Source organism: Citrobacter sp. RHBSTW-00944 (assembly GCF_013615435.1).
Taxonomy (GTDB): domain Bacteria; phylum Pseudomonadota; class Gammaproteobacteria; order Enterobacterales; family Enterobacteriaceae; genus Citrobacter; species Citrobacter braakii.
The window spans coordinates 978,576-1,003,558 of the sequence record NZ_CP055418.1 but is presented as its reverse complement, the minus strand read 5'-3'; the positions used below and the strand labels follow the sequence as shown (position 1 = coordinate 1,003,558).

At 50.9% G+C, this 24,983-nt stretch carries 21 protein-coding genes, 3 tRNA genes and 3 rRNA genes; 13 read left to right on the top strand and 14 right to left on the bottom strand.

The features are described from left to right. Positions 1 to 668 precede the first annotated feature (668 nt). Both HV334_RS04675 and HV334_RS04670 read left to right on the top strand, forming a co-directional pair. The gene (locus HV334_RS04675; protein ID WP_249415055.1) at positions 669 to 1,352 is read left to right on the top strand and encodes a helix-turn-helix domain-containing protein; all 684 of its coding nucleotides are present in this window, start codon (positions 669 to 671) and stop codon (positions 1,350 to 1,352) included. 1 nt (position 1,353) lies between these two features. Beyond that, positions 1,354 to 1,872 carry a hypothetical protein gene (locus HV334_RS04670; protein WP_016155747.1) on the top strand — a complete coding sequence of 173 codons (519 nt, stop codon included), beginning with the start codon at positions 1,354 to 1,356 and terminating at the stop codon, positions 1,870 to 1,872. A 154-nt stretch (positions 1,873 to 2,026) separates the two neighbouring features. On the opposite strand, the gene HV334_RS04665 is transcribed toward HV334_RS04670, so the two are convergent. Then, positions 2,027 to 2,103, bottom strand: a tRNA-Asp gene (locus HV334_RS04665). A gap of 134 nt (positions 2,104 to 2,237) precedes the next feature. Next, positions 2,238 to 2,966: a DNA polymerase III subunit epsilon gene (dnaQ, locus tag HV334_RS04660; protein WP_029139417.1), complete on the bottom strand. Its 729-nt coding sequence runs from the start codon at positions 2,964 to 2,966 to the stop codon at positions 2,238 to 2,240. 64 nt (positions 2,967 to 3,030) lie between these two features. Here dnaQ and rnhA point away from each other — a divergent pair, with 64 nt between their 5' ends. Then, positions 3,031 to 3,498 carry a ribonuclease HI gene (rnhA, locus tag HV334_RS04655; protein ID WP_016151805.1) on the top strand — a complete coding sequence of 156 codons (468 nt, stop codon included), beginning with the start codon at positions 3,031 to 3,033 and terminating at the stop codon, positions 3,496 to 3,498. Here rnhA and HV334_RS04650 read toward each other — a convergent pair. After that, entirely contained in the window at positions 3,495 to 4,217 is a 723-nt protein-coding gene (locus HV334_RS04650; RefSeq protein ID WP_047498505.1) for a class I SAM-dependent methyltransferase, read from the bottom strand. The two genes, rnhA and HV334_RS04650, sit on opposite strands and share 4 nt — an antisense overlap. A 33-nt stretch (positions 4,218 to 4,250) precedes the next feature. On the opposite strand from HV334_RS04650, the gene gloB reads away from it, so the two are divergent. Further along, complete coding sequence (gene gloB / locus HV334_RS04645) at positions 4,251 to 5,006, top strand: hydroxyacylglutathione hydrolase (protein ID WP_103765863.1); 756 nt, start codon at positions 4,251 to 4,253, stop codon at positions 5,004 to 5,006. 71 nt (positions 5,007 to 5,077) lie between these two features. Then, positions 5,078 to 6,436, top strand: coding sequence for a murein transglycosylase D (mltD, locus tag HV334_RS04640; protein ID WP_047498509.1), 1,359 nt, complete (start codon positions 5,078 to 5,080; stop codon positions 6,434 to 6,436). Between the two features lie 49 nt (positions 6,437 to 6,485). On the opposite strand, the gene HV334_RS04635 is transcribed toward mltD, so the two are convergent. From HV334_RS04635 to HV334_RS04625, 3 genes are all read right to left on the bottom strand, one after another. Continuing rightward, on the bottom strand, positions 6,486 to 7,256 hold the full coding sequence (locus HV334_RS04635; protein ID WP_181221224.1) for a class I SAM-dependent methyltransferase: 771 nt from the start codon (positions 7,254 to 7,256) through the stop codon (positions 6,486 to 6,488). A 76-nt stretch (positions 7,257 to 7,332) separates the two neighbouring features. Continuing rightward, positions 7,333 to 8,133, bottom strand: coding sequence for an endonuclease/exonuclease/phosphatase family protein (locus tag HV334_RS04630; protein ID WP_047498513.1), 801 nt, complete (start codon positions 8,131 to 8,133; stop codon positions 7,333 to 7,335). A 131-nt stretch (positions 8,134 to 8,264) separates the two neighbouring features. Then, a complete protein-coding gene (locus HV334_RS04625; RefSeq protein WP_094762217.1) occupies positions 8,265 to 9,440 on the bottom strand; it encodes an MFS transporter in 1,176 nt (391 codons plus the stop codon). Between the two features lie 104 nt (positions 9,441 to 9,544). On the opposite strand from HV334_RS04625, the gene yafC reads away from it, so the two are divergent. After that, positions 9,545 to 10,459: a DNA-binding transcriptional regulator YafC gene (gene yafC, locus HV334_RS04620; protein ID WP_016155740.1), complete on the top strand. Its 915-nt coding sequence runs from the start codon at positions 9,545 to 9,547 to the stop codon at positions 10,457 to 10,459. Positions 10,460 to 10,479: 20 nt separating this feature from the next. On the opposite strand, the gene dkgB is transcribed toward yafC, so the two are convergent. The 7 genes from dkgB to gmhB all read right to left on the bottom strand — a co-directional run bounded on the left by dkgB (position 10,480) and on the right by gmhB (position 17,553). Beyond that, positions 10,480 to 11,283: a 2,5-didehydrogluconate reductase DkgB gene (gene dkgB / locus HV334_RS04615; RefSeq protein WP_019076057.1), complete on the bottom strand. Its 804-nt coding sequence runs from the start codon at positions 11,281 to 11,283 to the stop codon at positions 10,480 to 10,482. 164 nt (positions 11,284 to 11,447) lie between these two features. Beyond that, positions 11,448 to 11,524, bottom strand: a tRNA-Asp gene (locus tag HV334_RS04610). Between the two features lie 55 nt (positions 11,525 to 11,579). After that, positions 11,580 to 11,695, bottom strand: a 5S ribosomal RNA gene (rrf, locus tag HV334_RS04605). Between the two features lie 97 nt (positions 11,696 to 11,792). Continuing rightward, positions 11,793 to 14,699: ribosomal RNA gene (locus HV334_RS04600) — 23S ribosomal RNA — on the bottom strand. A gap of 220 nt (positions 14,700 to 14,919) precedes the next feature. Beyond that, positions 14,920 to 14,995 (bottom strand) — tRNA-Glu (locus tag HV334_RS04595). An 85-nt stretch (positions 14,996 to 15,080) separates the two neighbouring features. After that, positions 15,081 to 16,622: ribosomal RNA gene (locus HV334_RS04590) — 16S ribosomal RNA — on the bottom strand. The 16S, 23S and 5S rRNA genes sit together here with 2 tRNA genes alongside, the layout of an rRNA operon. A gap of 364 nt (positions 16,623 to 16,986) precedes the next feature. Beyond that, positions 16,987 to 17,553: a D-glycero-beta-D-manno-heptose 1,7-bisphosphate 7-phosphatase gene (gene gmhB / locus HV334_RS04585; protein WP_016151783.1), complete on the bottom strand. Its 567-nt coding sequence runs from the start codon at positions 17,551 to 17,553 to the stop codon at positions 16,987 to 16,989. Positions 17,554 to 17,742: 189 nt separating this feature from the next. Between gmhB and metN the strand changes: the two genes are divergently transcribed. From metN to HV334_RS04550, 7 genes are all read left to right on the top strand, one after another. After that, a complete protein-coding gene (metN, locus tag HV334_RS04580) occupies positions 17,743 to 18,774 on the top strand; it encodes a methionine ABC transporter ATP-binding protein MetN (protein ID WP_016151782.1) in 1,032 nt (343 codons plus the stop codon). Then, positions 18,767 to 19,420 (top strand): methionine ABC transporter permease MetI, encoded by a 654-nt coding sequence (locus tag HV334_RS04575; protein ID WP_016151781.1) that lies wholly within the window; start codon positions 18,767 to 18,769, stop codon positions 19,418 to 19,420. Before metN ends, HV334_RS04575 begins: the two co-directional genes overlap by 8 nt. A gap of 44 nt (positions 19,421 to 19,464) precedes the next feature. Then, positions 19,465 to 20,280 carry a methionine ABC transporter substrate-binding lipoprotein MetQ gene (gene metQ, locus HV334_RS04570; RefSeq protein ID WP_006686809.1) on the top strand — a complete coding sequence of 272 codons (816 nt, stop codon included), beginning with the start codon at positions 19,465 to 19,467 and terminating at the stop codon, positions 20,278 to 20,280. A 116-nt stretch (positions 20,281 to 20,396) separates the two neighbouring features. Further along, on the top strand, positions 20,397 to 20,801 hold the full coding sequence (rcsF, locus tag HV334_RS04565; protein ID WP_016151780.1) for an Rcs stress response system protein RcsF: 405 nt from the start codon (positions 20,397 to 20,399) through the stop codon (positions 20,799 to 20,801). Then, on the top strand, positions 20,798 to 21,505 hold the full coding sequence (gene tsaA, locus HV334_RS04560) for a tRNA (N6-threonylcarbamoyladenosine(37)-N6)-methyltransferase TrmO (RefSeq protein WP_047417110.1): 708 nt from the start codon (positions 20,798 to 20,800) through the stop codon (positions 21,503 to 21,505). Before rcsF ends, tsaA begins: the two co-directional genes overlap by 4 nt. Before the next feature lie 113 nt (positions 21,506 to 21,618). Next, on the top strand, positions 21,619 to 23,337 hold the full coding sequence (proS, locus tag HV334_RS04555; RefSeq protein ID WP_016151778.1) for a proline--tRNA ligase: 1,719 nt from the start codon (positions 21,619 to 21,621) through the stop codon (positions 23,335 to 23,337). Between the two features lie 52 nt (positions 23,338 to 23,389). Continuing rightward, on the top strand, positions 23,390 to 24,214 hold the full coding sequence (locus HV334_RS04550) for a YaeF family permuted papain-like enzyme (protein WP_181221223.1): 825 nt from the start codon (positions 23,390 to 23,392) through the stop codon (positions 24,212 to 24,214). 47 nt (positions 24,215 to 24,261) lie between these two features. On the opposite strand, the gene nlpE is transcribed toward HV334_RS04550, so the two are convergent. Beyond that, on the bottom strand, positions 24,262 to 24,963 hold the full coding sequence (nlpE, locus tag HV334_RS04545; protein WP_181221855.1) for an envelope stress response activation lipoprotein NlpE: 702 nt from the start codon (positions 24,961 to 24,963) through the stop codon (positions 24,262 to 24,264). Positions 24,964 to 24,983: the final 20 nt, after the last annotated feature.

The window sequence follows — 24,983 nt, the reverse complement described above, 5'->3', positions numbered from 1 at the left end:
CTGCAGGTGGCGGTAGCGCATATCCTTGCAAACAATCCATCTCAAGCCGCCCCGTATTTTGAACTTCATTGGTATTCCATCCGAAATACCGTCCACAGTTGTTTACGCTGTTTCGGGGCTTATATTAAGTCGACGGGAAAATGACACAATGCAAAAATCCGGTATTAATCAAACTCAGGGAATCATGTTGTCACACTGTCTGCACAGCGATCGTTTACCTAAAAAACCGCCAAAAATCACGACGTAGCCAGTGTTAATATCTATCATTCATCATTTTTATAGAGTTTTTATCTATCAACTATTTTTTTATTTAGCCAGAACAACAGGCAAAATGTATTTATGAAATTTTTGTAAAAATGAAATTGGATATCAAAAGCGAGTAATGACAATAAGATAGTGAAAGAGAGAAAGGAGAAAAGAGGATTCTATAAGAGATATTAAAATATTGTTATATAAATATTAATAAAGCGATCTATGGTACAACCATTTTTTATAAATGAATTATGTTATGCTATTGCTTCACCCACTCGAATGCGAGATATCCTGCTTTAAAGGAGACATCAGTGATTTCTCATATACCAATAAACAAAATTAAATCCGTAATTATTGGTGATGGCTTAGTTTTCAGACCACATAAAAATACCCTAAAAGACCTGGCATCTGGTGAAATGGCCACATTGAATAATGTGGCAACACAATTACTGCTCTATTTGTTGCAAAATGGTAAAGAGATATCCTCGCGTGATGAAATTCTGCTGAATGTTTTTCAGCATAATGGCGCCAGAGCGACGGATGCGAATCTCAATCAGCACATTTCATTTCTGCGCAAAGCAATAACGTCTACGGGTCATCCTGCAGAACTCATCGTCACAATTCCGCGGATGGGATTTCGGATGGGCGACACTAATATCAATATTCAGCAACTGGAAGAAGCGCAAGCTCCCGCCAGAATTGCCAATGTTGCATCGACGCTCAACAAAAAGAAACAAAGCCGTTGGCCTGTCGCGATAACCGCGTTAATTACCGGTATCGCCGTGCTGGCGACAGCGTGGTTAACATGGATTCCCAATGAAATCGCCATGACGGACGCGACTATCCTGCGGACTATCGACTATGAACAATGCCGTGTACATATATTAGGAAACGCCCTCACCGATACCATAACCGAAAAGAAAGCGCTGGATATTTTCAAGTCCGTGGGCATTAACCCCGACTGTTCGTACCCAAAAGATCTGTATCTCAATACCTGGGCGAGCAACCATAATCTGGTTGAGTGGTCGTTTGCCGCTGAATGCGGGCTGAACCTCGGCTATTACCATTGCATCAGCCAGTATCGCCATCATGAGGAATGATATGAAGCAAGAAAGCGATCACTCTCCTTTACTATGGTCAGTCGTGATTGCCATTTTTGGGCTGGCGGCTATCGCTTTTTTTATTATCGCCGGGAATGCGAAAAAACAAGAAATCAGTTTTTCCTGCTCCTCGGAATTCACGTCGATACTCGACATCCAGGATACAAAAAAGGTACTCCATGGAATAATGCTGATTACCAGCTACAACTCCGGACACCTTTCATTGTCAGTACAAGGGAAACTCAAAAGTGATGATGGCGAGTTTGCTGTGAACCGAAAACTGTTCTTTCGCTATGCCCGACCACTCGGCCATACCGCCGGTGTTTTCATGCTCACTCCCAACGGACGTGAAAAATCCCCCGATGATGAAGCAACGGATGCAGTCGATTATCTCTTCTTCGACGCTTACGAACGTGCCGACAAGCTGTATATGCTAAAGCACTTGAATGAAGAAACGGTGCTTATCGGCGATAACTTTTCCCCCCGTTTCGCCTGCGTGATGAATCACTTCGCAGGTTGATTGCCCCTGGATATGCGTCGGGTTAAGGATGACCTGATGTGTTGCCTGCCCGATAGCACGGACGTGGTCGATAAAGTGTGATGATGAGATTATTATTGTGGCGGGCTAAAACGACGAAAGCCTGAATCATTTCTGATTCAGGCTTTCTGAATAGTGGCGGAATGGACGGGACTCGAACCCGCGACCCCCTGCGTGACAGGCAGGTATTCTAACCAACTGAACTACCACTCCGCGTTGTGTTCCGCTTGGGAACGAAGCGAATATTACGGATTGCCTCACGCCTCGTCAACGCTTTTTCTCACGTTTTTTAATCGTTTGCTGCAAAAATCACCCGAATGGTCATTTCCATACGGAAAACGAACAAACTATGCCCGCCAGAGGCAACTTCCGCCTTTTTTCTGCACCAGGTCAAGGCGCGACTCATGGGCCGCTAACTCTTCATCAGTGGCGAAAACAACGCGTAGTTTGCTGGACTGTCGCACAATACGCTGGATCCCCGTGTCATTCTGCTGCTGGCTGTCACCTTCCATTGAGAACGCCATCGTGGTCTGCCCACCGGTCATCATCAGATAAACGTCGGCCAGAATCTGGGCATCGAGCAATGCGCCGTGCAGGGTTCGCTTACTGTTGTCTATTTCATAGCGTGAGCATAACGCATCAAGGCTGTTGCGCTTGCCAGGAAACATTTTCCTCGCCAGCGCCAGGCTATCGGTAATTTTGCAGAATTCGTTTGTCTTCGGAATATCCCGCCTGAGCTTAGCGAATTCGTAATCCATAAAGCCGATATCAAACGATGCGTTATGGATGACCAGCTCCGCACCGCGGATGTAGTCGAGAAACTCATCGGCCACATCGGCAAACGTAGGTTTATCAAGCAGGAATTCGTCTGCGATTCCGTGTACACCAAACGCTTCCGGGTCCACCAGCCGATCCGGTTTCAGGTAAACGTGGAAGTTATTCCCGGTCAGGCGGCGGTTCACCACTTCAACCGCACCGATCTCAATGATCTTGTGGCCTTCGTAGTGGGCGCCAATCTGGTTCATACCGGTGGTTTCGGTATCGAGGACGATCTGTCGTGTAATTCCAGTGCTCATAACGGTCATTTATGTCAGACTTATCGTTTGATTTCGATTTGCTAAAACAGGAAGTCTACCAGAGATGCTTAAACAGGTAGAGATTTTCACCGATGGTTCTTGCCTGGGAAATCCAGGGCCAGGTGGTTATGGGGCGATTTTACGCTATCGCGGGCGCGAAAAAACCTTTAGCGAAGGCTACAACCTCACCACCAATAATCGCATGGAGCTGATGGCGGCAATCGTTGCGCTGGAAGCCCTGAAAGAACAGTGTGAAGTGATACTCAGCACGGACAGCCAGTATGTGCGCCAGGGCATTACGCAGTGGATCCACAACTGGAAGAAGCGCGGCTGGAAAACGGCAGATAAAAAACCAGTGAAGAACGTCGATCTGTGGAAACGTCTGGATACCGCGCTGGGGCCGCATCAAATCAAATGGGAATGGGTTAAAGGCCATGCGGGCCATCCGGAAAACGAACGCTGTGATGAGCTTGCGCGCGCTGCTGCAATGCGTCCCACTCAGGATGATATTGGGTATCAGGCTGAGGCTTAAACGTCTGGTTTACGGTATTGCCGGGTTGCGCCAACGGCCTGGCGGATAGGCGTTTTGCTTTTATTTTGTTTCATCGGGTTGAGCGTAAGCGGAATGGTTCGCTTACGCGCAACCACCAGTTGCAAACAGCCCAGCGCAGGGATATGGGCGCTTAACATTTTCCCGCCCTTCTTGTTCCAGGGCAGGACATGAAAACGGCTGTAGTGCAGTACTTCAAAATTCAGCAATGAGAGCCAGTCCAACTGCCGCATGAGGGTAAACATCCGGCTGTTGTAGGGCGATGTTTTACGCAATACGGGCACCAGTTTACGCAATCCCATCAGACTTACCGGGTTAAAGCCGCTCAGAATCAACCAACCGTCATCAATAAGCACGCGATCGGCTTCATGCAGTAAGCGATGTGGATCGGAACACCACGGCAGCGTATGAGCCAACAAACAAACATCCACGGACTTATCGGCAAAGGGCAGATGTAAAGGATCGGCAGTCACCTGCATGGGAGCGCCTTGCAAAGAAACATTTACCTGATGAGAAACCGCGCACGCTTCAGAATTGATTTCTGCGCTTAAATTACCAATCTTAAGCAGATGAAATCCGTACATTTTTGCGAACCACGGGTTAAGCTGATGCTCCAGCGCCTGACGATAGTGTTCGCCCCAGGGCAAATCATCCCAACTAACGGGCGCTATGACAGTTTGAGGGATCCTTGCCGGTTTCATCACAACCTTCCGTTACGCATTGAGAGGTAATCTATGAATCTTAACAGTATTCCTGCATTTCAGGACAATTACATCTGGGTCCTGTCGAATAATGACAAACATTGTCTGATTGTGGACCCAGGTGAAGCAGCACCTGTTCTGAAAGCTATTGCAGAACATAACTGGGTTCCCGAGGCCATTCTGCTGACACATCATCATCAGGATCACGTGGGCGGCGTGAAAGAACTTCTGCAACATTTCCCACAAATCGCGGTATACGGACCGGCTGAAACGCAAGATAAGGGAACGACGCATATAGTCGAAGATGGCGATACTGCTCTCGTTTTGGGGCATGAATTTACGGTAATTGCTACGCCGGGTCACACTTTAGGACATATCTGTTACTTTAGCCACCCTTACCTGTTTTGCGGCGACACGCTCTTCTCCGGTGGCTGCGGTCGGCTTTTTGAAGGCACAGCATCTCAAATGTATCAATCACTTAAAAAACTAAACGCACTTCCTGACGATACATTGATTTGTTGCGCACATGAGTACACATTAGCAAACATGAAGTTTGCCTTAAGCATTCTTCCGCACGATCCGTTCATAAATGAATATTATCGTAAAGTTAATGAGTTACGCGTAAAAAAACAAATGACACTGCCCGTAATTCTGAAAAATGAGCGACGAAATAATCTTTTTTTAAGAACGGAAGATATTGATTTAATTAATGAAATAAATAAAAAAACAATATTGCAACAACCTGAAGAGCGTTTTGCCTGGTTAAGGTCAAAGAAAGATACGTTCTGACAATTGCGGGTTGCCTTTTGAAAACTTCGCCGTTATGATCGGTCGTCTTTTAAGCAACTATTGACACACACATGAAGGCAAAAGCGATATTACTCGCCTCTGTCCTGCTTGTTGGGTGCCAGAATACTGGTAACGTCCAACAACACGCACAGAGCCTTTCTGCAGCTGGTCAAGGGGAAGCAGGAAAGTTTACAAGTCAGGCGCGATGGATGGACGACGGAACATCTATCGCTGCTGATCAAGATTTGTGGGCTTTCATTGGTGACGAGCTAAAGATGGGAATTCCGGAAAACAACCGGATTCGCGAACAGAAACAGAAGTATTTACGCAATAAGAGCTATCTCCACGATGTAACTTTACGGGCAGAGCCGTATATGTACTGGATAGCCGGGCAGGTTAAGAAACGTAACATGCCAATGGAACTGGTACTACTACCCATAGTGGAGAGCGCTTTTGATCCTCACGCAACGTCTGGCGCCAATGCCGCAGGTATTTGGCAGATCATTCCGAGCACGGGGCGCAATTATGGTTTAAAACAGACCCGCAGTTATGATGCACGTCGCGACGTTGTGGCTTCCACCACCGCCGCACTGGACATGATGCAGCGTCTGAACAAAATGTTTGATGGCGACTGGCTGCTGACCGTTGCTGCTTATAATAGCGGTGAAGGTCGTGTCATGAAGGCAATTAAAACGAACAAAGCCCGTGGTAAACCCACTGACTTCTGGTCGTTGCCATTGCCTCAGGAAACGAAGCTATATGTGCCAAAAATGCTGGCATTGAGCGATATACTCAAAAACAGCAAACGCTATGGCGTGCGTCTGCCAACAACAGACGAAAGCCGCGCGTTGGCACGTGTTCGCCTGAGTAGCCCAGTTGAAATGGCTCAGGTTGCCGATATGGCGGGTATTTCCGTCAGCAAGCTGAAAACCTTCAATGCAGGCGTGAAAGGCTCCACGTTGGGTGCCAGTGGTCCGCAATATGTGATGGTGCCAAAGAAGCATGCAGAGAAGCTGCGTGAGTCTCTGGCCTCAGGCGAAATTGCAGCCGTGCAGTCAACGTTGGTTGCGGATAACACGCCGCTGAACAGCCGTAGCTACAAAGTTCGCTCTGGCGATACGCTTTCTGGCGTCGCTTCACGTCTTGGCGTGAGCACCAATGACCTTAAGCAGTGGAATAATCTGCGCGGGTCATCGCTGAAAGTAGGCCAAAATCTGACGGTGGGCGCTGGTACCAGCGCACAGCGACTGGCGAACAACAGCGATAGCATCACCTATCGTGTGCGTAAAGGCGACTCGCTCTCGAGCATTGCCAAACGCCACGGGGTTAACATCAAGGATGTGATGCGCTGGAACAGCGATACGAACAATCTGCAGCCAGGCGATCAGCTAACGTTGTTTGTGAAAAACAGCGGTATGCCGGACTCCTGATAGCATTGTAGAAATGAAGGCACTGGTTTCCCCCCAGTGCCTTTTTTATTTATCCCGCTTTATGTGCTTCAACCATTATCGTGTCGCTGGTAAACGAGCCATCTTCCTGTAACGCAAAATAGGCTTTCACTTCCGCAGAAGCACTTTGTTGGTATACACGGATCGCGTCGCTCAACGCTGCAGGCGTACGCATCCGCGCCACCCACGAACTGAACTCCAGCGGCAGACGATCGGTTAACAAGGTATCGGCAATCAGATTGGCGTCATTGATTAACGACAGCCATTCTCCGCTGGAATAGTTGGGTACGTGCGAGGTATCGCGTAACGCCTCCACAGTTTGCAACCAGATGTCACGTACAGGATGGCCTGGCGACATCACATCCATCACAATCAGCACGCCGCCGGGCTTCAGAACGCGGTTCACTTCTCGCAACGCACGCCCGACATCATGCCAGTGATGCGCGGAATAGCGGCTAATCACCACGTCAAATACGTTATCTTCAAACGGCAGGCTTTCAGCATAACCCTGCCGTGTGGCGATATTCTCCAGACCTCTGTCCTTTGCCGCTTCAGTGACCACGTCAAGCATCTGCGACGATAAATCATATGCCACTACCTGCTTTACGTATTGCGCGGCCACAAAGCTGGCGTGCCCCGCTCCGCATCCCATATCCAACACGCGGGCCTGCGGAAATGCCAGCAACCTTTCCCCCAGACGTTGCAAGTCACGACCAGAGGCGTGCACCGCACTGGTTAAGTAGGCATTAGCCTGAGAGCCAAACTGTTTTTCGACGTTGTCATGATGAGAGCGTGTTGTCATTGTGTTGTCCTTCGGTTGTTGTGAAATATGAAGGGCAACCATCACAGGCCTGCCCTACGGCAGACCTGACACACCGTTATTGTTCAGGTTTGCCGGGACTGAATTCAACGAGTAGCGGGTTGTGGTCGGAGGCGCGGGTGACCAGCACAGAGGCCTCACTCACGTTCAGACCGCGATAGAACACAAAATCGAGAGGACGACCAAACGCGCGGCGGCGCTGATCGTCGGTAAAGCGCACCTGGCGCAGCGACATTTCACGCGCAAAGCGGTACAGCGCATTCATCCGTCGACGGCTCCAGGCATTAAAATCGCCGGCCATAATCACCGGACCGCTGTGATGAGCAATCTGATCGCCAATGGGAAGTAACTGCTTACTATAGACATCAACGCCAAGGCTAAAGTTAACCGCGTGGATATTCACCACCATTAACAACCGAGAGTCAGGCAACGGGTACACCGTCACCAGCGCCGATTTCGCCAGCCGTAAAATAGGCTCACGCTCGCGCAATGGGCAGCAGTAAACTGGATGGGCGGAGGAGAGTGTCATAACGCCAGAGGGGTGCTGAGGCAGCACAAAGGCGGGAACCTGGTCGGCAGCGAGATAGTTAGTGGTCGCAAACTGCACCAGTTCTGGCGTGGTTTGCGCTTCCTGCAATAACACCAGATGCGCGTCTTTACCAAAATTCTTCAGCACCGACTGCCATTCTGCTCGCTGCTGTTTAAAAATATTCCATACCAGCACGCGAATGCGATCTTCACTGCTCAACGGTACGCCTGCGGGTAATGCCTGGCCAATATGCGCAAACGAGCCCGGCGGTAAAATCCGCTCGGCGGGTTGTCCGGCAACATAACGCATGGCATAGGTGTTTTTTCGCACTTTAGACTTTCAAACCTCTGTAACGTCAACCAGTCCGCAGCCGGACTGGTTCTTCTGTTATAGGGATTTTAGCACTCACTTTCAACGAACAATTGCAGTTTGTTTTGTAAGTAGGCGCTTACATCAATGATTTACCCTAGAGCAACGCGTGTGGACTTATCAAGACGGCCACTCAGCCCCATCAGCAGGAAAGCCACCAGAACAATAAGTGCGCCAATCCATGGTGTCTGCGCCAACCCATAATGCTCGACCGTTTGTCCGCCAATCACGGAACCCAGTGCAATACCAATGTTAAACGCTGCAATGTTCAGCCCTGACGCCACATCAACAGCATTGGGCGTAAATTGTTCCGCTTTCTGTACCACGTAGACCTGCAACCCCGGTACGTTACCGAAGGCAAAGATCCCCATCACCAGAATGGTAGCCAGCGCGGCGTACTGCGTGGAAGCCGTCAGTTGGAAGACCATCAGCAGAACAAACAGCGCGGCGAAAATGAATTTCAACGCAGGAACCGCACCATGCTTATCCGCCAGCTTACCGCCCCAGATATTGCCGATAGCGACTGATACGCCGTAACCCAGTAAGATCCAGCTTACCGCTGCCGGGGAGAAGCCCGCCAGATCCTGCATCATCGGTGCCAGGAAGGTGAAAGCCGTGAACACACCACCGTAGCCCAATGCCGTAACGGCGTAAATCAGCAACAAACGAGGATGAGTCAGCACTTTCACCTGGTCGCGAATACTGGCGGCCGCTCGACCTGGAATGTTAGCCGGGATCAGCAGTTGACTACTAATCAGCGCAATCACGCCTAACATTGACACTGCCAGGAAAGTCTCACGCCAGCCAAAGTGCTGGCCGATAAACGTACCCAGCGGCACGCCCGTGACCAACGCAACGGTTAAGCCACCGAACATAATAGCGATAGCGGAAGCCGCTTTTTCTTTTGGCACCAGACTTGTCGCGATAGTGGAACCAATCGAGAAGAATACGCCGTGAGCCAGCCCTGTCAGCAGACGGGCGACAATAAGTGTCATATACCCGGGTGCCTGCCATGCCAGTAAATTCCCCGCCGTAAACAGGACCATCAGCGCGACAAGCAGCTGTTTACGTGGCAGGCTTCCGGTCAGAGCGGTCAGCACTGGTGCGCCAATCGCCACACCCAGTGCATAGATTGAAACCAGCATCCCGGCAGAAGGTAACGAGATCGCCAGTTGTTGAGCGATGGTCGGCACCAGGCCAACAATCACAAACTCAGTCGTGCCAATAGCGAAGGCACTTATTGTTAGTGCAAATAAAGCGAGAGGCATAAATAACTCCGTAACATCAGTAATCAGATGACACGCAGTATGCCGGGATGCTTTAATAACAAAAATATCCAAAATCTCAATATAATTTTGCGTCAGGTGCAAAAATGAAAGCAACCTCTGAAGAACTTGCGATTTTTGTGGCCGTTGTGGAAAGCGGCAGCTTCAGCCGGGCGGCAGAACAACTCGGTCAGGCTAATTCCGCAGTCAGTCGGGCAGTAAAAAAGCTGGAGATGAAATTGGGTGTGAGTCTGCTTAATCGAACTACCCGACAGCTAAGCCTGACTGAAGAAGGAGAACGCTACTTCAGGCGTGTGCAGCAGATACTGCAAGAGATGGCAGCAGCAGAAACGGAAATCATGGAGTCGCGCAATACCCCGCGCGGCCTGCTGCGTATCGACGCGGCAACGCCGGTGATGCTGCATTTCCTGATGCCGCTAATCAAACCGTTCCGTGAGCGATATCCTGAGATGACGTTGTCTCTTGTCTCCTCAGAAACGTTCATCAATCTTATTGAACGAAAAGTGGATGTCGCAATACGAGCAGGTACGCTGACTGACTCAAGCCTGCGTGCGCGTCCGTTGTTTACCAGCTATCGTAAGATTATTGCCTCACCGGACTATATTGCCCGTTTTGGCAAGCCCGAGACCGTCGAACAGTTAAAGCAGCATCTGTGTCTGGGGTTTTCCGAACCCGTTTCACTCAATACCTGGCCGATTGCCCGTAGCGACGGACAGCTCCATGAGGTCGAATGTGGGATTTCTTCCAACAGCGGGGAAACGTTAAAGCAGCTTTGCCTGAGCGGCAACGGCATCGCATGTCTTTCAGATTATATGATTGATAAAGAGATCGCGCGGGGAGAACTGGTGGAGCTGCTGGCCGATAAACGTCTGCCGGTAGAAATGCCTTTCAGCGCCGTTTACTACAGCGATCGTGCGGTCAGTACACGCATTCGGGCATTTATAGACTTTTTAAGTGAGTATATAAGAACAGCTCCCGAAGGAGCTGTGAAAGAGGGTTAAAGGTACAGAGGGTCGGGCAATTAATCCCAATCAGGGGCCAGGCCTTCCGGGCTGACCAGACGATCGTTGCAGTCCAGTGCAGCGATCGCTTTTTTATCTTCAGTATCCAGATGCAGGTCCAGCGCCAGCAGGTTGCTTGCCAGGTTTTCACGCTTGGTAGATGAAGGGATCACGGAGTAACCTTCATCCATTGCCCATGCCAGAATAACCTGCGCCGGGGTCGCGTTATGTTTAGCGGCAATGCGTGCAATCACTTCATCTTTTAGCGCCTTACCGTAAGCCAGCGTCATGTAAGAGGTGATGTGGATACCGTGCGCTTTAGCCCAGTCAACCACCTTACGACTCTGCAGATACGGAGACAGCTCAATCTGGTTGGTCGCGATATTGTCTGCACCTACTGTAGCAATGGCTTTTTCCATCAGCGGAATAGTGAAGTTTGAGATACCAATTTCGCGAGTCAGCCCCTGCTCTTTCGCTTCAAGCAGCGCCTGCATAAACTCTTCAACGGATACCGCATCGCCCGGAGATGGCCAGTGGATCAGCGTCAGATCGACATAATCCGTACGCAGTTTCTTCAGACTTTCTTTCAGACTTGGGATCAGTTTGTCTTTGCTGAGATTTTCAATCCAGATCTTGGTGGTGATGTACAACTCGTTACGCGGTACGCCACTTTCGGCAATCGCCTGACCAACAGCCGCTTCATTTTCATAGATTTGCGCAGTGTCGACAGCACGGTAGCCCAGCTCAAGCGCCGTTTTGACAGAAGCGATAACCACGTCGTCTTTCAGGCGAAACGTACCTAAACCGAATGCAGGGATAGTCATAGAATTCCTCTTTTTAATCACTATGTTCGTTAACTGAGAGGATTATGACCATCAGTTCTTTGCCGAAAAAGAGTGAAAAATGCAGAGGATTTTTGCGGATTCAGCAATAATTAAATCGCTGGAAAAGAAAAAGCCCTGAGCGTTAGCTCAGGGCTCTTAATAAGTGGCGGAACGGACGGGACTCGAACCCGCGACCCCCTGCGTGACAGGCAGGTATTCTAACCAACTGAACTACCGCTCCACCGAATTTCTTTGTCACTACCCGGATTATTCATCCCGGTTTACTGCAATTTGATGCCTGGCAGTTCCCTACTCTCGCATGGGGAGACCCCACACTACCATCGGCGCTACGGCGTTTCACTTCTGAGTTCGGCATGGGGTCAGGTGGGACCACCGCGCTACAGCCGCCAGGCAAATTCTGTTTATCAACACACCTCTCGGTCTGTCGATGTAATCTGTAATCAAGCTGAATTTCGATGTCTCATCCGCCAAAACACCTTCGGCGTTGTAAGGTTAAGCCTCACGGTTCATTAGTATCGGTTAGCTCAACGTATCGCTACGCTTACACACCCGACCTATCAACGTCGTCGTCTTCAACGTTCCTTCAGGACCCTTAAAGGGTCAGGGAGAACTCATCTCGGGGCAAGTTTCGTGCTTAGATGCTTTCAGCACTTATCTCTTCCGCATTTAGCTACCGGGCAATGCCATTGGCATGACAACCCGAACACCAGTGATGCGTCCACTCCGGTCCTCTCGTACTAGGAGCAGCCCCCCTCAATTCTCCAGCGCCCACGGCAGATAGGGACCGAACTGTCTCACGACGTTCTAAACCCAGCTCGCGTACCACTTTAAATGGCGAACAGCCATACCCTTGGGACCTACTTCAGCCCCAGGATGTGATGAGCCGACATCGAGGTGCCAAACACCGCCGTCGATATGAACTCTTGGGCGGTATCAGCCTGTTATCCCCGGAGTACCTTTTATCCGTTGAGCGATGGCCCTTCCATTCAGAACCACCGGATCACTAAGACCTGCTTTCGCACCTGCTCGAGCCGTCACTCTCGCAGTCAAGCTAGCTTATGCCTTTGCACTAACCTCCTGATGTCCGACCAGGATTAGCTAACCTTCGTGCTCCTCCGTTACTCTTTAGGAGGAGACCGCCCCAGTCAAACTACCCACCAGACACTGTCCGCAACCCGGATTACGGGTCTACGTTAGAACACCAGCCATTAAAGGGTGGTATTTCAAGGTTGGCTCCATGCAGACTGGCGTCCACACTTCAAAGCCTCCCACCTATCCTACACATCAAGGACCAGTGTTCAGTGTCAAGCTATAGTAAAGGTTCACGGGGTCTTTCCGTCTTGCCGCGGGTACACTGCATCTTCACAGCGAGTTCAATTTCACTGAGTCTCGGGTGGAGACAGCCTGGCCATCATTACGCCATTCGTGCAGGTCGGAACTTACCCGACAAGGAATTTCGCTACCTTAGGACCGTTATAGTTACGGCCGCCGTTTACCGGGGCTTCGATCAAGAGCTTCTCCTTACGGATAACCCCATCAATTAACCTTCCGGCACCGGGCAGGCGTCACACCGTATACGTCCACTTTCGTGTTTGCACAGTGCTGTGTTTTTAATAAACAGTTGCAGCCAGCTGGTATCTTCGACTGATTTCAGCTCCATGAGTAAATCACTTCACCTACATATCAGCGTGCCTTCTCCCGAAGTTACGGCACCATTTTGCCTAGTTCCTTCACCCGAGTTCTCTCAAGCGCCTTGGTATTCTCTACCTGACCACCTGTGTCGGTTTGGGGTACGATTTTGTGTTACCTGATGCTTAGAGGCTTTTCCTGGAAGCAGGGCATTTGTTACTTCAGCACCGTAGTGCCTCGTCATCACACCTCAGCGTTAACAAGACTCCGGATTTACCTGGAATCTCCGCCTACATGCTTAAACCGGGACAACCGTCGCCCGGCTAACATAGCCTTCTCCGTCCCCCCTTCGCAGTAACACCAAGTACAGGAATATTAACCTGTTTCCCATCGACTACGCCTTTCGGCCTCGCCTTAGGGGTCGACTCACCCTGCCCCGATTAACGTTGGACAGGAACCCTTGGTCTTCCGGCGTGCGGGTTTTTCACCCGCATTATCGTTACTTATGTCAGCATTCGCACTTCTGATACCTCCAGCATGCCTCACAGCACACCTTCAACGGCTTACAGAACGCTCCCCTACCCAACAACACATAGTGTCGCTGCCGCAGCTTCGGTGCATGGTTTAGCCCCGTTACATCTTCCGCGCAGGCCGACTCGACCAGTGAGCTATTACGCTTTCTTTAAATGATGGCTGCTTCTAAGCCAACATCCTGGCTGTCTGTGCCTTCCCACATCGTTTCCCACTTAACCATGACTTTGGGACCTTAGCTGGCGGTCTGGGTTGTTTCCCTCTTCACGACGGACGTTAGCACCCGCCGTGTGTCTCCCGTGATAACATTCTTCGGTATTCGCAGTTTGCATCGGGTTGGTAAGTCGGGATGACCCCCTAGCCGAAACAGTGCTCTACCCCCGAAGATGAGTTCACGAGGCGCTACCTAAATAGCTTTCGGGGAGAACCAGCTATCTCCCGGTTTGATTGGCCTTTCACCCCCAGCCACAAGTCATCCGCTAATTTTTCAACATTAGTCGGTTCGGTCCTCCAGTTAGTGTTACCCAACCTTCAACCTGCCCATGGCTAGATCACCGGGTTTCGGGTCTATACCCTGCAACTTAACGCCCAGTTAAGACTCGGTTTCCCTTCGGCTCCCCTATTCGGTTAACCTTGCTACAGAATATAAGTCGCTGACCCATTATACAAAAGGTACGCAGTCACCCCATAAAGAGGCTCCCACTGCTTGTACGTACACGGTTTCAGGTTCTTTTTCACTCCCCTCGCCGGGGTTCTTTTCGCCTTTCCCTCACGGTACTGGTTCACTATCGGTCAGTCAGGAGTATTTAGCCTTGGAGGATGGTCCCCCCATATTCAGACAGGATACCACGTGTCCCGCCCTACTCTTCGAGTTCACAACACATGCACTTTTGTGTACGGGACTATCACCCTGTATCGCCGGACTTTCCAGACCGTTCCACTACCACACATGCTGATTCAGACTCTGGGCTGCTCCCCGTTCGCTCGCCGCTACTGGGGGAATCTCGGTTGATTTCTTTTCCTCGGGGTACTTAGATGTTTCAGTTCCCCCGGTTCGCTTCATTACGCTATGTATTCACGTAATGATAGTGTGACGAATCACACTGGGTTTCCCCATTCGGAAATCGCCGGTTATAACGGTTCATATCACCTTACCGACGCTTATCGCAGATTAGCACGTCCTTCATCGCCTCTGACTGCCAGGGCATCCACCGTGTACGCTTAGTCGCTTAACCTCACAACCCGAAGATGTTTCGTAAAACACTTCAGTGTTGCAAAAATTTGAGAGACTCGAACACACCGCTTTTCATTTCTTGTTTACGGAGAAATGAAACAGTGTGTCGTTTCAATTTTCAGCTTGATCCAGATTTTTAAAGAGCAAATATCTCAAACGAGACTCGAAAGTCTGTTTTGAGATACTTCGGTCGGCGACTTTCACTCACACATACCAGCAAGTGGCGTCCCCTAGGGGATTCGAACCCCTGTTACCGCCGTGAAAGGGCGGTGTCCTGGGCCTCTAGACGAAGGGGACACTGAAGTCTCAATCGCAAGACGCCTTGCTATTTACTTTTCATCAGACAATCTGTGTGAGCACTACAAAGGTCGGTTCTTTAAGGTAAGGAGGTGATCCAACCGCAGGTTCCCCTACGGTTACCTTGTTACGACTTCACCCCAGTCATGAATCACAAAGTGGTAAGCGCCCTCCCGAAGGTTAAGCTACCTACTTCTTTTGCAACCCACTCCCATGGTGTGACGGGCGGTGTGTACAAGGCCCGGGAACGTATTCACCGTGGCATTCTGATCCACGATTACTAGCGATTCCGACTTCATGGAGTCGAGTTGCAGACTCCAATCCGGACTACGACATACTTTATGAGGTCCGCTTGCTCTCGCGAGGTCGCTTCTCTTTGTATATGCCATTGTAGCACGTGTGTAGCCCTACTCGTAAGGGCCATGATGACTTGACGTCATCCCCACCTTCCTCCAGTTTATCACTGGCAGTCTCCTTTGAGTTCCCGACCGAATCGCTGGCAACAAAGGATAAGGGTTGCGCTCGTTGCGGGACTTAACCCAACATTTCACAACACGAGCTGACGACAGCCATGCAGCACCTGTCTCAGAGTTCCCGAAGGCACCAAAGCATCTCTGCTAAGTTCTCTGGATGTCAAGAGTAGGTAAGGTTCTTCGCGTTGCATCGAATTAAACCACATGCTCCACCGCTTGTGCGGGCCCCCGTCAATTCATTTGAGTTTTAACCTTGCGGCCGTACTCCCCAGGCGGTCGACTTAACGCGTTAGCTCCGGAAGCCACGCCTCAAGGGCACAACCTCCAAGTCGACATCGTTTACGGCGTGGACTACCAGGGTATCTAATCCTGTTTGCTCCCCACGCTTTCGCACCTGAGCGTCAGTCTTTGTCCAGGGGGCCGCCTTCGCCACCGGTATTCCTCCAGATCTCTACGCATTTCACCGCTACACCTGGAATTCTACCCCCCTCTACAAGACTCTAGCCTGCCAGTTTCGGATGCAGTTCCCAGGTTGAGCCCGGGGATTTCACATCCGACTTGACAGACCGCCTGCGTGCGCTTTACGCCCAGTAATTCCGATTAACGCTTGCACCCTCCGTATTACCGCGGCTGCTGGCACGGAGTTAGCCGGTGCTTCTTCTGCGAGTAACGTCAATTGCTGCGGTTATTAACCACAACACCTTCCTCCTCGCTGAAAGTACTTTACAACCCGAAGGCCTTCTTCATACACGCGGCATGGCTGCATCAGGCTTGCGCCCATTGTGCAATATTCCCCACTGCTGCCTCCCGTAGGAGTCTGGACCGTGTCTCAGTTCCAGTGTGGCTGGTCATCCTCTCAGACCAGCTAGGGATCGTCGCCTAGGTGAGCCGTTACCCCACCTACTAGCTAATCCCATCTGGGCACATCCGATGGCAAGAGGCCCGAAGGTCCCCCTCTTTGGTCTTGCGACGTTATGCGGTATTAGCTACCGTTTCCAGTAGTTATCCCCCTCCATCGGGCAGTTTCCCAGACATTACTCACCCGTCCGCCACTCGTCACCCAAGGAGCAAGCTCCTCTGTGCTACCGTTCGACTTGCATGTGTTAGGCCTGCCGCCAGCGTTCAATCTGAGCCATGATCAAACTCTTCAATTTAAGTTTGATGCTCGTGAATTAAACTTCGTAATGAATTACGTGTTCACTCAGAGACTTGGTATTCATTTTTCGTCTTGCGACGTTAAGAATCCGTATCTTCGAGTGCCCACACAGATTGTCTGATAAATTGTTAAAGAGCAGTTGCGACGCGCTTTAGCGCTCTGTCGCGAGGTGGCGTATATTACGCTTTCCTCTTTCAGAGTCAACCCTCATTTTCAGGTTTTTCTCTTCAACCGAACCGGCTGTTTGTGTGAAGTGATTCACATCCGCCGTGTCGATGGAGGCGCATTATAGGGAGTCGACTCAGGAAGACAAGCGGAAAAATGCATTTTTGTTTCAACCGCTCACCTTTTATCCATTGCGCTTACTTTTGCTGCTTTTTTATCGCCATTGGCAGGTCTGCCAGACTGTTTATGACCAAATCTGCCGCATTTTCTGCTTCCGGCGTAACAGGTTTACCCGTGCGCACCAGAACCTTCGTTCCAACATTCGCCGCTGCCGCTGCCTGCATATCTTCTATCTTGTCGCCTACCATATAGGAAGCGGCCATATCGATATGCAGGAAGTCTCGGGCGGAGATCAACATTCCAGGATGCGGTTTACGACAGTCGCAGACCTGACGATACTCTTCTACTGTGCCCTGCGGATGATGCGGGCAATAGTAGATACCATCCAAATCAACGTCGCGATCGGCCAGCGACCAGTCCATCCATTCGGTCAACGTTTCAAACTGTGCCTCAGTAAATTTGCCACGAGCGATACCAGACTGGTTTGTCACGATAATGAGCGCGTAACCCATATTTTTAAGTTCACGCATGGCATCAATAACGCCGTCGATAAACTCGAACTCGTCAATCTCATGTACGTAACCGTGGTCCACATTAATGGTGCCGTCGCGGTCGAGAAAAATTGCGGGTACAGATTTTGCCACCTTTTATAGCTCCTGAATAAGGCATGTGGCTCTAGTATCGCATGTTTCGGCGGGCAAGAAAGTGCTCATCGTGCAAAGCTAGATTGATTTAGACGTCTGGATGCCTTAACATCCATCTTGTTGACGGCTTCGACCGTCCCAGACAGACGAAAATGCCACGGCTAACTTAATTACGATAATAAATAACCAATGATTAAACTTTCGAATATCACCAAAGTGTTCCAGCAGGGGACTCGCACCATTCAGGCGCTAAATAAAGTCAGCCTGCACGTTCCTGCCGGGCAGATTTATGGCGTCATTGGCGCCTCCGGTGCCGGTAAAAGTACGCTCATTCGCTGCGTTAACTTACTTGAACGCCCAACCGAGGGCAGTGTTCAGGTTGGCGGTCAGGAGCTGACGACGCTTTCTGAATCCGAGCTGACTAAAGCTCGCCGTCAAATTGGCATGATTTTCCAGCACTTTAACCTGCTTTCTTCCCGTACCGTGTTTGGCAACGTCGCGCTGCCGCTGGAACTGGATAACACGCCAAAGGAAGAGATCAAACGCCGTGTAACAGAACTGCTGGATTTAGTCGGCCTTGGCGACAAGCACGACAGCTACCCGGCCAACCTTTCCGGCGGACAAAAACAGCGAGTGGCGATTGCGCGTGCGCTGGCCAGCAATCCAAAAGTGTTGCTGTGTGATGAAGCCACCAGCGCACTTGATCCGGCAACAACCCGCTCGATTCTGGAATTATTGAAAGACATTAACCGTCGTTTGGGACTCACCATTCTGCTGATTACCCATGAGATGGACGTTGTAAAACGCATTTGTGACTGCGTGGCGGTCATCAGTAATGGTGAGCTGATTGAGCAGGACACCGTCAGCGAAGTGTTCTCCCACCCGAAAACGCCGCTGGCACAGAAATTTATCCAGTCCACGCTACACCTGGATATCCCGGAAGATTATCTGGAACGTTTAAAAGCAAAGCCAGAAGCCGACAGCGTGCCAATGCTGCGCATGGAATTCACCGGTCATTCGGTTGATGCGCCATTACTTTCTGAGACGGCCCGTCGCTTTAATGTGAATAACAACATTATTAGCGCGCAGATGGATTACGCCGGCGGCGTGAAGTTCGGCATCATGCTGACTGAAATGCACGGCACACAGGAAGATACACAAGCAGCCATTAACTGGTTGCAGGAACACCATGTAAAAGTAGAGGTACTGGGTTATGTCTGAGCCGATGATGTGGCTGCTGGTTCGCGGCGTATGGGAAACGCTGGCAATGACCTTTGTGTCCGGTTTTTTTGGTTTTGTGATTGGCCTGCCGGTTGGCGTGTTGCTGTACGTAACGCGGCCGGGGCAAATCATTGAGAACGCGAAGCTCTACCGCACGCTCTCTGCACTGGTGAATATTTTCCGTTCCATCCCGTTCATTATCTTGCTGGTGTGGATGATTCCGTTCACCCGCATGATCGTTGGCACCTCTATTGGACTGCAGGCCGCTATCGTCCCGCTGACCGTTGGTGCCGCGCCGTTTATCGCCCGTATGGTGGAAAACGCGCTGCTCGAAATCCCGACCGGGCTGATTGAAGCCTCCCGTGCAATGGGCGCCACGCCGCTACAAATTGTACGTAAGGTATTACTACCAGAAGCACTGCCTGGACTGGTCAATGCGGCTACCATCACCCTTATCACGCTGGTGGGTTATTCCGCGATGGGCGGTGCCGTCGGTGCCGGTGGTCTTGGCCAGATTGGTTATCAGTACGGTTATATTGGCTACAACGCTACCGTCATGAATACAGTGCTGGTATTGCTCGTCATTCTGGTTTATTTAATTCAGTTATCCGGCGATCGCATCGTCCGGGCTGTCACGCACAAATAACGTTGCACACAACACTAAAAACTCATTAAGAAAAGGAAATAAGCATGGCGTTCAAATTCAAAACCTTTGCGGCAGTTGGAGCCCTGATCGGTTCTCTGGCACTTGTGGGTTGCGGTCAGGATGAAAAAGATCCTAACCACATCAAAGTGGGCGTTATTGTTGGCGCAGAGCAGCAGGTCGCAGAAGTCGCGCAGAAAGTGGCTAAAGAAAAATACGGTCTGGACGTTGAGCTGGTCACGTTTAACGATTACGTCCTGCCTAACGAAGCGCTGAGCAAAGGCGATATCGATGCTAACGCCTTCCAGCACAAACCGTACCTGGATCAACAGATCAAAGATCGCGGCTACAAACTGGTTGCCGCAGGTAATACTTTTGTTTACCCGATTGCGGGCTACTCTAAAAAAATCAAATCACTGGATGAGTTGCAGGAAGGCTCTCAGGTCGCGATTCCAAACGATCCGACTAACCTTGGCCGCTCCCTGCTGCTGCTGCAAAAAGTGGGCTTAATCAAACTGAAAGACGGTGTTGGTCTGCTGCCGACCGCGCTGGACGTGATTGAAAACCCGAAAAACCTGAAGCTGGTTGAACTGGAAGCGCCGCAGCTGCCGCGTTCCCTGGACGATGCACAAATCGCACTGGCGGTCATCAACACGACCTACGCCAGCCAGATCGGCCTGACCCCGGCTAAAGACGGTATCTTTGTTGAAGATAAAGATTCTCCGTACGTAAACCTGATCGTGACTCGTGAAGACAATAAAGATGCTGAGAATGTGAAGAAATTCGTTCAGGCATACCAGTCTGACGAAGTGTACGAAGCAGCAAACAAAGTCTTCAACGGTGGTGCTGTTAAGGGCTGGTAATTTTAGGCTGTTTCCAGAATCTGTAATATCATCAGGACGGGCGCTTGCCCGTCTTGTCATTTATGCAAGCACCTGATTCAATATCTGACGTTTAGATCATTCATTGAGGAAATATTATGCGTGCTTTACCGATCTGTTTAGTAGCACTCATGCTGAGCGGCTGTTCTATGTTAAGCAGATCCCCTGTTGAACCCGTTCAAAGCACCGCTACCCCGCCTAAAGCGGAGCCGGAAAAACCCAAAGCACCGCGCGCGGCGCCGGTAAGAATCATTACTAACGCTGAAGATTTAGTTGGCAAACCGTTCCGCGATCTCGGCGAAGTCAGCGGCGAATCCTGCCAGGCATCCAACCAGGATTCTCCGCCGAGCATTCCAACCGCACGCAAACGCATGCAGATTAACGCATCTAAAATGAAAGCAAATGCGGTATTGCTGCACAGTTGCGAAGTAACCAGCGGAACGCCGGGTTGCTATCGCCAGGCGGTTTGCATCGGTTCTGCACTGAACATTTCGGCGAAATGAGCCATTTTCAGTTCGAGCAAATAGGCGTTATCCGCTCACCTTATAAAGAAAAGTTCGCCGTTCCACGCCAGCCAGGTCTGGTGAAAAGTGCCAGCGGTGAACTGCATTTGCTCGCACCTTATAACCAGGCCGATGCCGTTCGCGGCCTGGAAGCCTTCAGCCATTTGTGGGTGATTTTTGTTTTTCACCAGACAATGGAAGGTGGATGGCGTCCAACTGTGCGCCCTCCCCGTCTTGGCGGCAATGCCAGAATGGGCGTCTTTGCCACGCGTTCAACGTTTCGTCCGAACCCTGTTGGCATGTCGTTGGTTGAGCTGCGGGGCATCCGTTGCCATAAAGAGCATGTAATCCTTGAGCTCGGCGGGCTGGATCTTGTTGATGGCACGCCGGTAGTGGATATAAAACCGTATCTGCCGTTTGCCGAATCGCTGCCTGATGCTCGCGCCAGCTATGCTCAGGACGCGCCGCAGGCCAGTGTAGACGTGACGTTCAGTGAAGAGCTCGCTGAGCAACTACCAAAGCTCGAACAGCGTTACCCGCATCTTCGTCAGTTTATTGCCGAAGTGCTGGCGCAGGATCCGCGTCCTGCCTACCGTAAAAACGAGGAAGAAGGCAAAACCTATGCCGTCTGGTTGCTGGACTTTAACGTCCGCTGGCGCGTGACACCGTCAGGATTTGAGGTCTTTGCTCTGGAAGCCCGCTAATTTGCATCGCGTACTCTTTTGACATCCCCTTCTCGCTGGTAAACTAAACCACTTTTGTTTTGTGCCAGGCTCATTTTGAGCCTGTTCGATCGTTCAACTGGAACCGTAACAACATGCGTACTAGCCAATATCTGCTCTCCACTCTGAAGGAGACACCTGCCGACGCCGAGGTCATCAGCCACCAGCTGATGCTGCGCGCCGGGATGATCCGCAAGCTGGCCTCCGGGTTATATACCTGGCTGCCGACCGGCGTGCGCGTCCTGAAAAAAGTCGAAAACATCGTGCGTGAAGAGATGAACAACGCCGGTGCGATCGAGGTGTTGATGCCGGTCGTTCAGCCTTCTGAACTGTGGGAAGAGAGCGGCCGTTGGGAACAATACGGCCCGGAACTGCTGCGTATTGCTGACCGTGGCGATCGTTCGTTCGTACTCGGCCCAACGCATGAAGAAGTGATCACCGACCTGATCCGTAATGAGCTGAGCTCTTACAAACAGCTGCCGCTGAACTTCTATCAGATCCAGACCAAATTCCGTGACGAAGTGCGTCCGCGCTTCGGCGTGATGCGTTCCCGCGAATTCCTGATGAAAGATGCCTACTCTTTCCACACCTCTCAGGAATCTCTGCAGGAAACCTACGACGCGATGTACGCTGCGTACAGCAAAATCTTCAGCCGTATGGGGCTGGATTTCCGTGCGGTACAAGCGGATACCGGTTCTATCGGTGGCAGCGCCTCTCACGAATTCCAGGTGCTGGCGCAGAGCGGTGAAGACGATGTGATCTTCTCTGACTCTTCCGACTATGCGGCAAACATCGAGTTTGCCGAAGCTGTTGCACCGAAAGAACCGCGCGCCGCTGCAACGCAGGAAATGACGCTGGTTGATACGCCGAACGCTAAAACTATCGCCGAGCTGGTTGAACAATTCAACCTGCCTATCGAGAAAACCGTGAAAACCCTGCTGGTGAAAGCGGTTGAAGGCAGCAGCTACCCGCTGGTTGCGCTGCTGGTTCGTGGCGATCACGAGCTGAACGAAGTCAAGGCGGAAAAACTGCCGCAGGTTGCCAGCCCGCTGACCTTCGCCACCGAAGAAGAAATTCGTGCGCTGGTTAAAGCAGGTCCAGGATCTCTGGGTCCGGTGAACATGCCTATTCCGGTGGTTATCGACCGTACCGTTGCGGTAATGAGCGATTTTGCTGCCGGTGCCAACATCGACGGTAAACACTATTTCGGTATCAACTGGGATCGCGACGTGGCCACCCCGGAAGTGGCTGACATTCGTAACGTGGTCGCCGGCGATCCAAGCCCGGATGGCAAAGGTACGCTGATGATCAAACGCGGTATCGAAGTGGGCCACATCTTCCAGTTGGGTACCAAGTACTCTGAAGCGATGAAAGCCGCCGTTCAGGGAGAAGATGGTCGTAACCAGACGCTGACCATGGGCTGCTACGGTATCGGGGTCACTCGCGTTGTGGCTGCTGCGATTGAACAGAACTACGACGATCGCGGCATTGTATGGCCAGACGCCATTGCCCCGTTCCAGGTTGCTATTCTGCCGATGAACATGCACAAATCCTACCGTGTGCAGGAGCTGGCTGAAAAGCTGTACGCGGAGCTGCGCGCGCAGGGTATTGAAGTGCTGATGGACGATCGTAAAGAGCGTCCAGGCGTGATGTTTGCTGATATGGAGCTCATCGGTATTCCGCATACCATCGTGCTGGGCGACCGTAACCTCGACAACGACGATATCGAATACAAATACCGTCGTAACGGCGAGAAAGAGCTGATTAAAACCGGCGACATCGTCGACTACCTGGTCAAAGCTATTAAAGGCTAATACCAGCACAAGGCCCTGAGGATCAGGGCCTTTTTTACATGGATTGTATAAAATGGCTAAACCAACGGCGTATTACCGCCTGCTCCTCCCCTTCGTTCTTCTGCTTTCAGCCTGCACGATTGACGTCAGTCAGCAAAATTCATCAGCAACCGCTGTTGATGCCCAGGCAAAGAAATGGGAGATAAAACTCCAGCATCAAAGCTCATTTACCGATCAAGCGCTGCATGAAATTACGGATACCGACCTCAGGCCGGGCGACCTGCTGTTTTCCTCTAGTCTTGGGGTGACCTCATTTGGTATTCGCGCGTTCAGCACCTCTTCTGTCAGCCATGTCACCGTTTACCTTGGCGATAATGAAGTTGCCGAAGCGACCGGGGCGGGAGTACAAATCATTTCGCTCAAAAAGGCTGAAAATCACAGCGATAAGCTTTTTGCTCTGCGGGTCCCCAACCTCACACCGCAGCAGGCCGAAGAAATCAAAACATTCGCTTATAAAATCAAAGATAGCGGCTATAACTACCGTGGCATCGTCGAATTTATTCCGTTTATGGTGACCCGGCAAATATGTTCATTGAATCCTTTCTCAGAGGATTTTCGCCAGCAATGCGTCAGCGGGCTGGCAAAAGCACAGTTGAACAATACCAGTGAAGGAGAAAAGAAGGCGTGGTTTTGCTCCGAATTCGTAACCGATGCGTTTGCCACAGCCGGGCACCCGCTAACAATGGCGCAGCCGGGTTGGATTAGCCCTTCCGACCTGATGCATATGCGCGAAGGTGACATTTCCGCTTTTAAGTCTGAAACGCAGCTACAGTATATCGGCCACCTGAAGTTAGGGATTTATATCAAAACCAGCCGTTTTGTTGGATTGATCCGATAAGGAAAAACTGTCCGGGCGATCGCCGGACAGTTTTTATAAGCTGCAGATTAATCATCGCAACTCTGGCCAGGGATAAACTTAATTTCTTTATCCGCTCTTAAGGTTTTCACTGGTGTGCCCGTATCAGGATTTTCTTCCATCGTGAAGTGCCCTTCCACAGTAAGCAGAACTGCCTTATCCGTTGCACCACGCGCAGTCAGATAATCTCGCTCCAGTTGTGCATTGTTCGCGACAGAGACTCTTTTACCCGTCGCACAATCAGTGAAGGTTGCCGCGTCAGCCATATAGAAGTACATGCCCCGCATCGGCATTGGCGTCACCGGTAAGCTGGCGGAAACTGGCCCAAGCGTGTAGTTGAACTGTGACTCAATCGGGTTACCTTCACGATCGAGCATCTCCAGCGCTTCACCTTTTGCCCGGTAGTACGACTTTTCACCTTTGCTGTCAGTCAGCACCAGCTTATCGGCAGTGCGCGCCCATGTACCATAAGAGGCAAAGGAGGACGGTTCATCCCGCACGCCCTGATAGCGTTCGTTCATCACCCATGTGCCGTCTTTTTCCAGGAACAGAGAGGTTTCAATTCCTTCGCAGTCCGCGCAAGGCAAAATGCCACGCCAGCTTTGCTGCATCGGTTTTAATTCTGCCGCCCGCGTCGGCTGTAGTACATCGACTTCAGTACGGTTGTTACAGCCGATCAAGGAAAAAAGCGTGCATGCAGCGACCACGGACAATATTGCTGTTTTCACTATGAATTCCTTATAATTTTTTA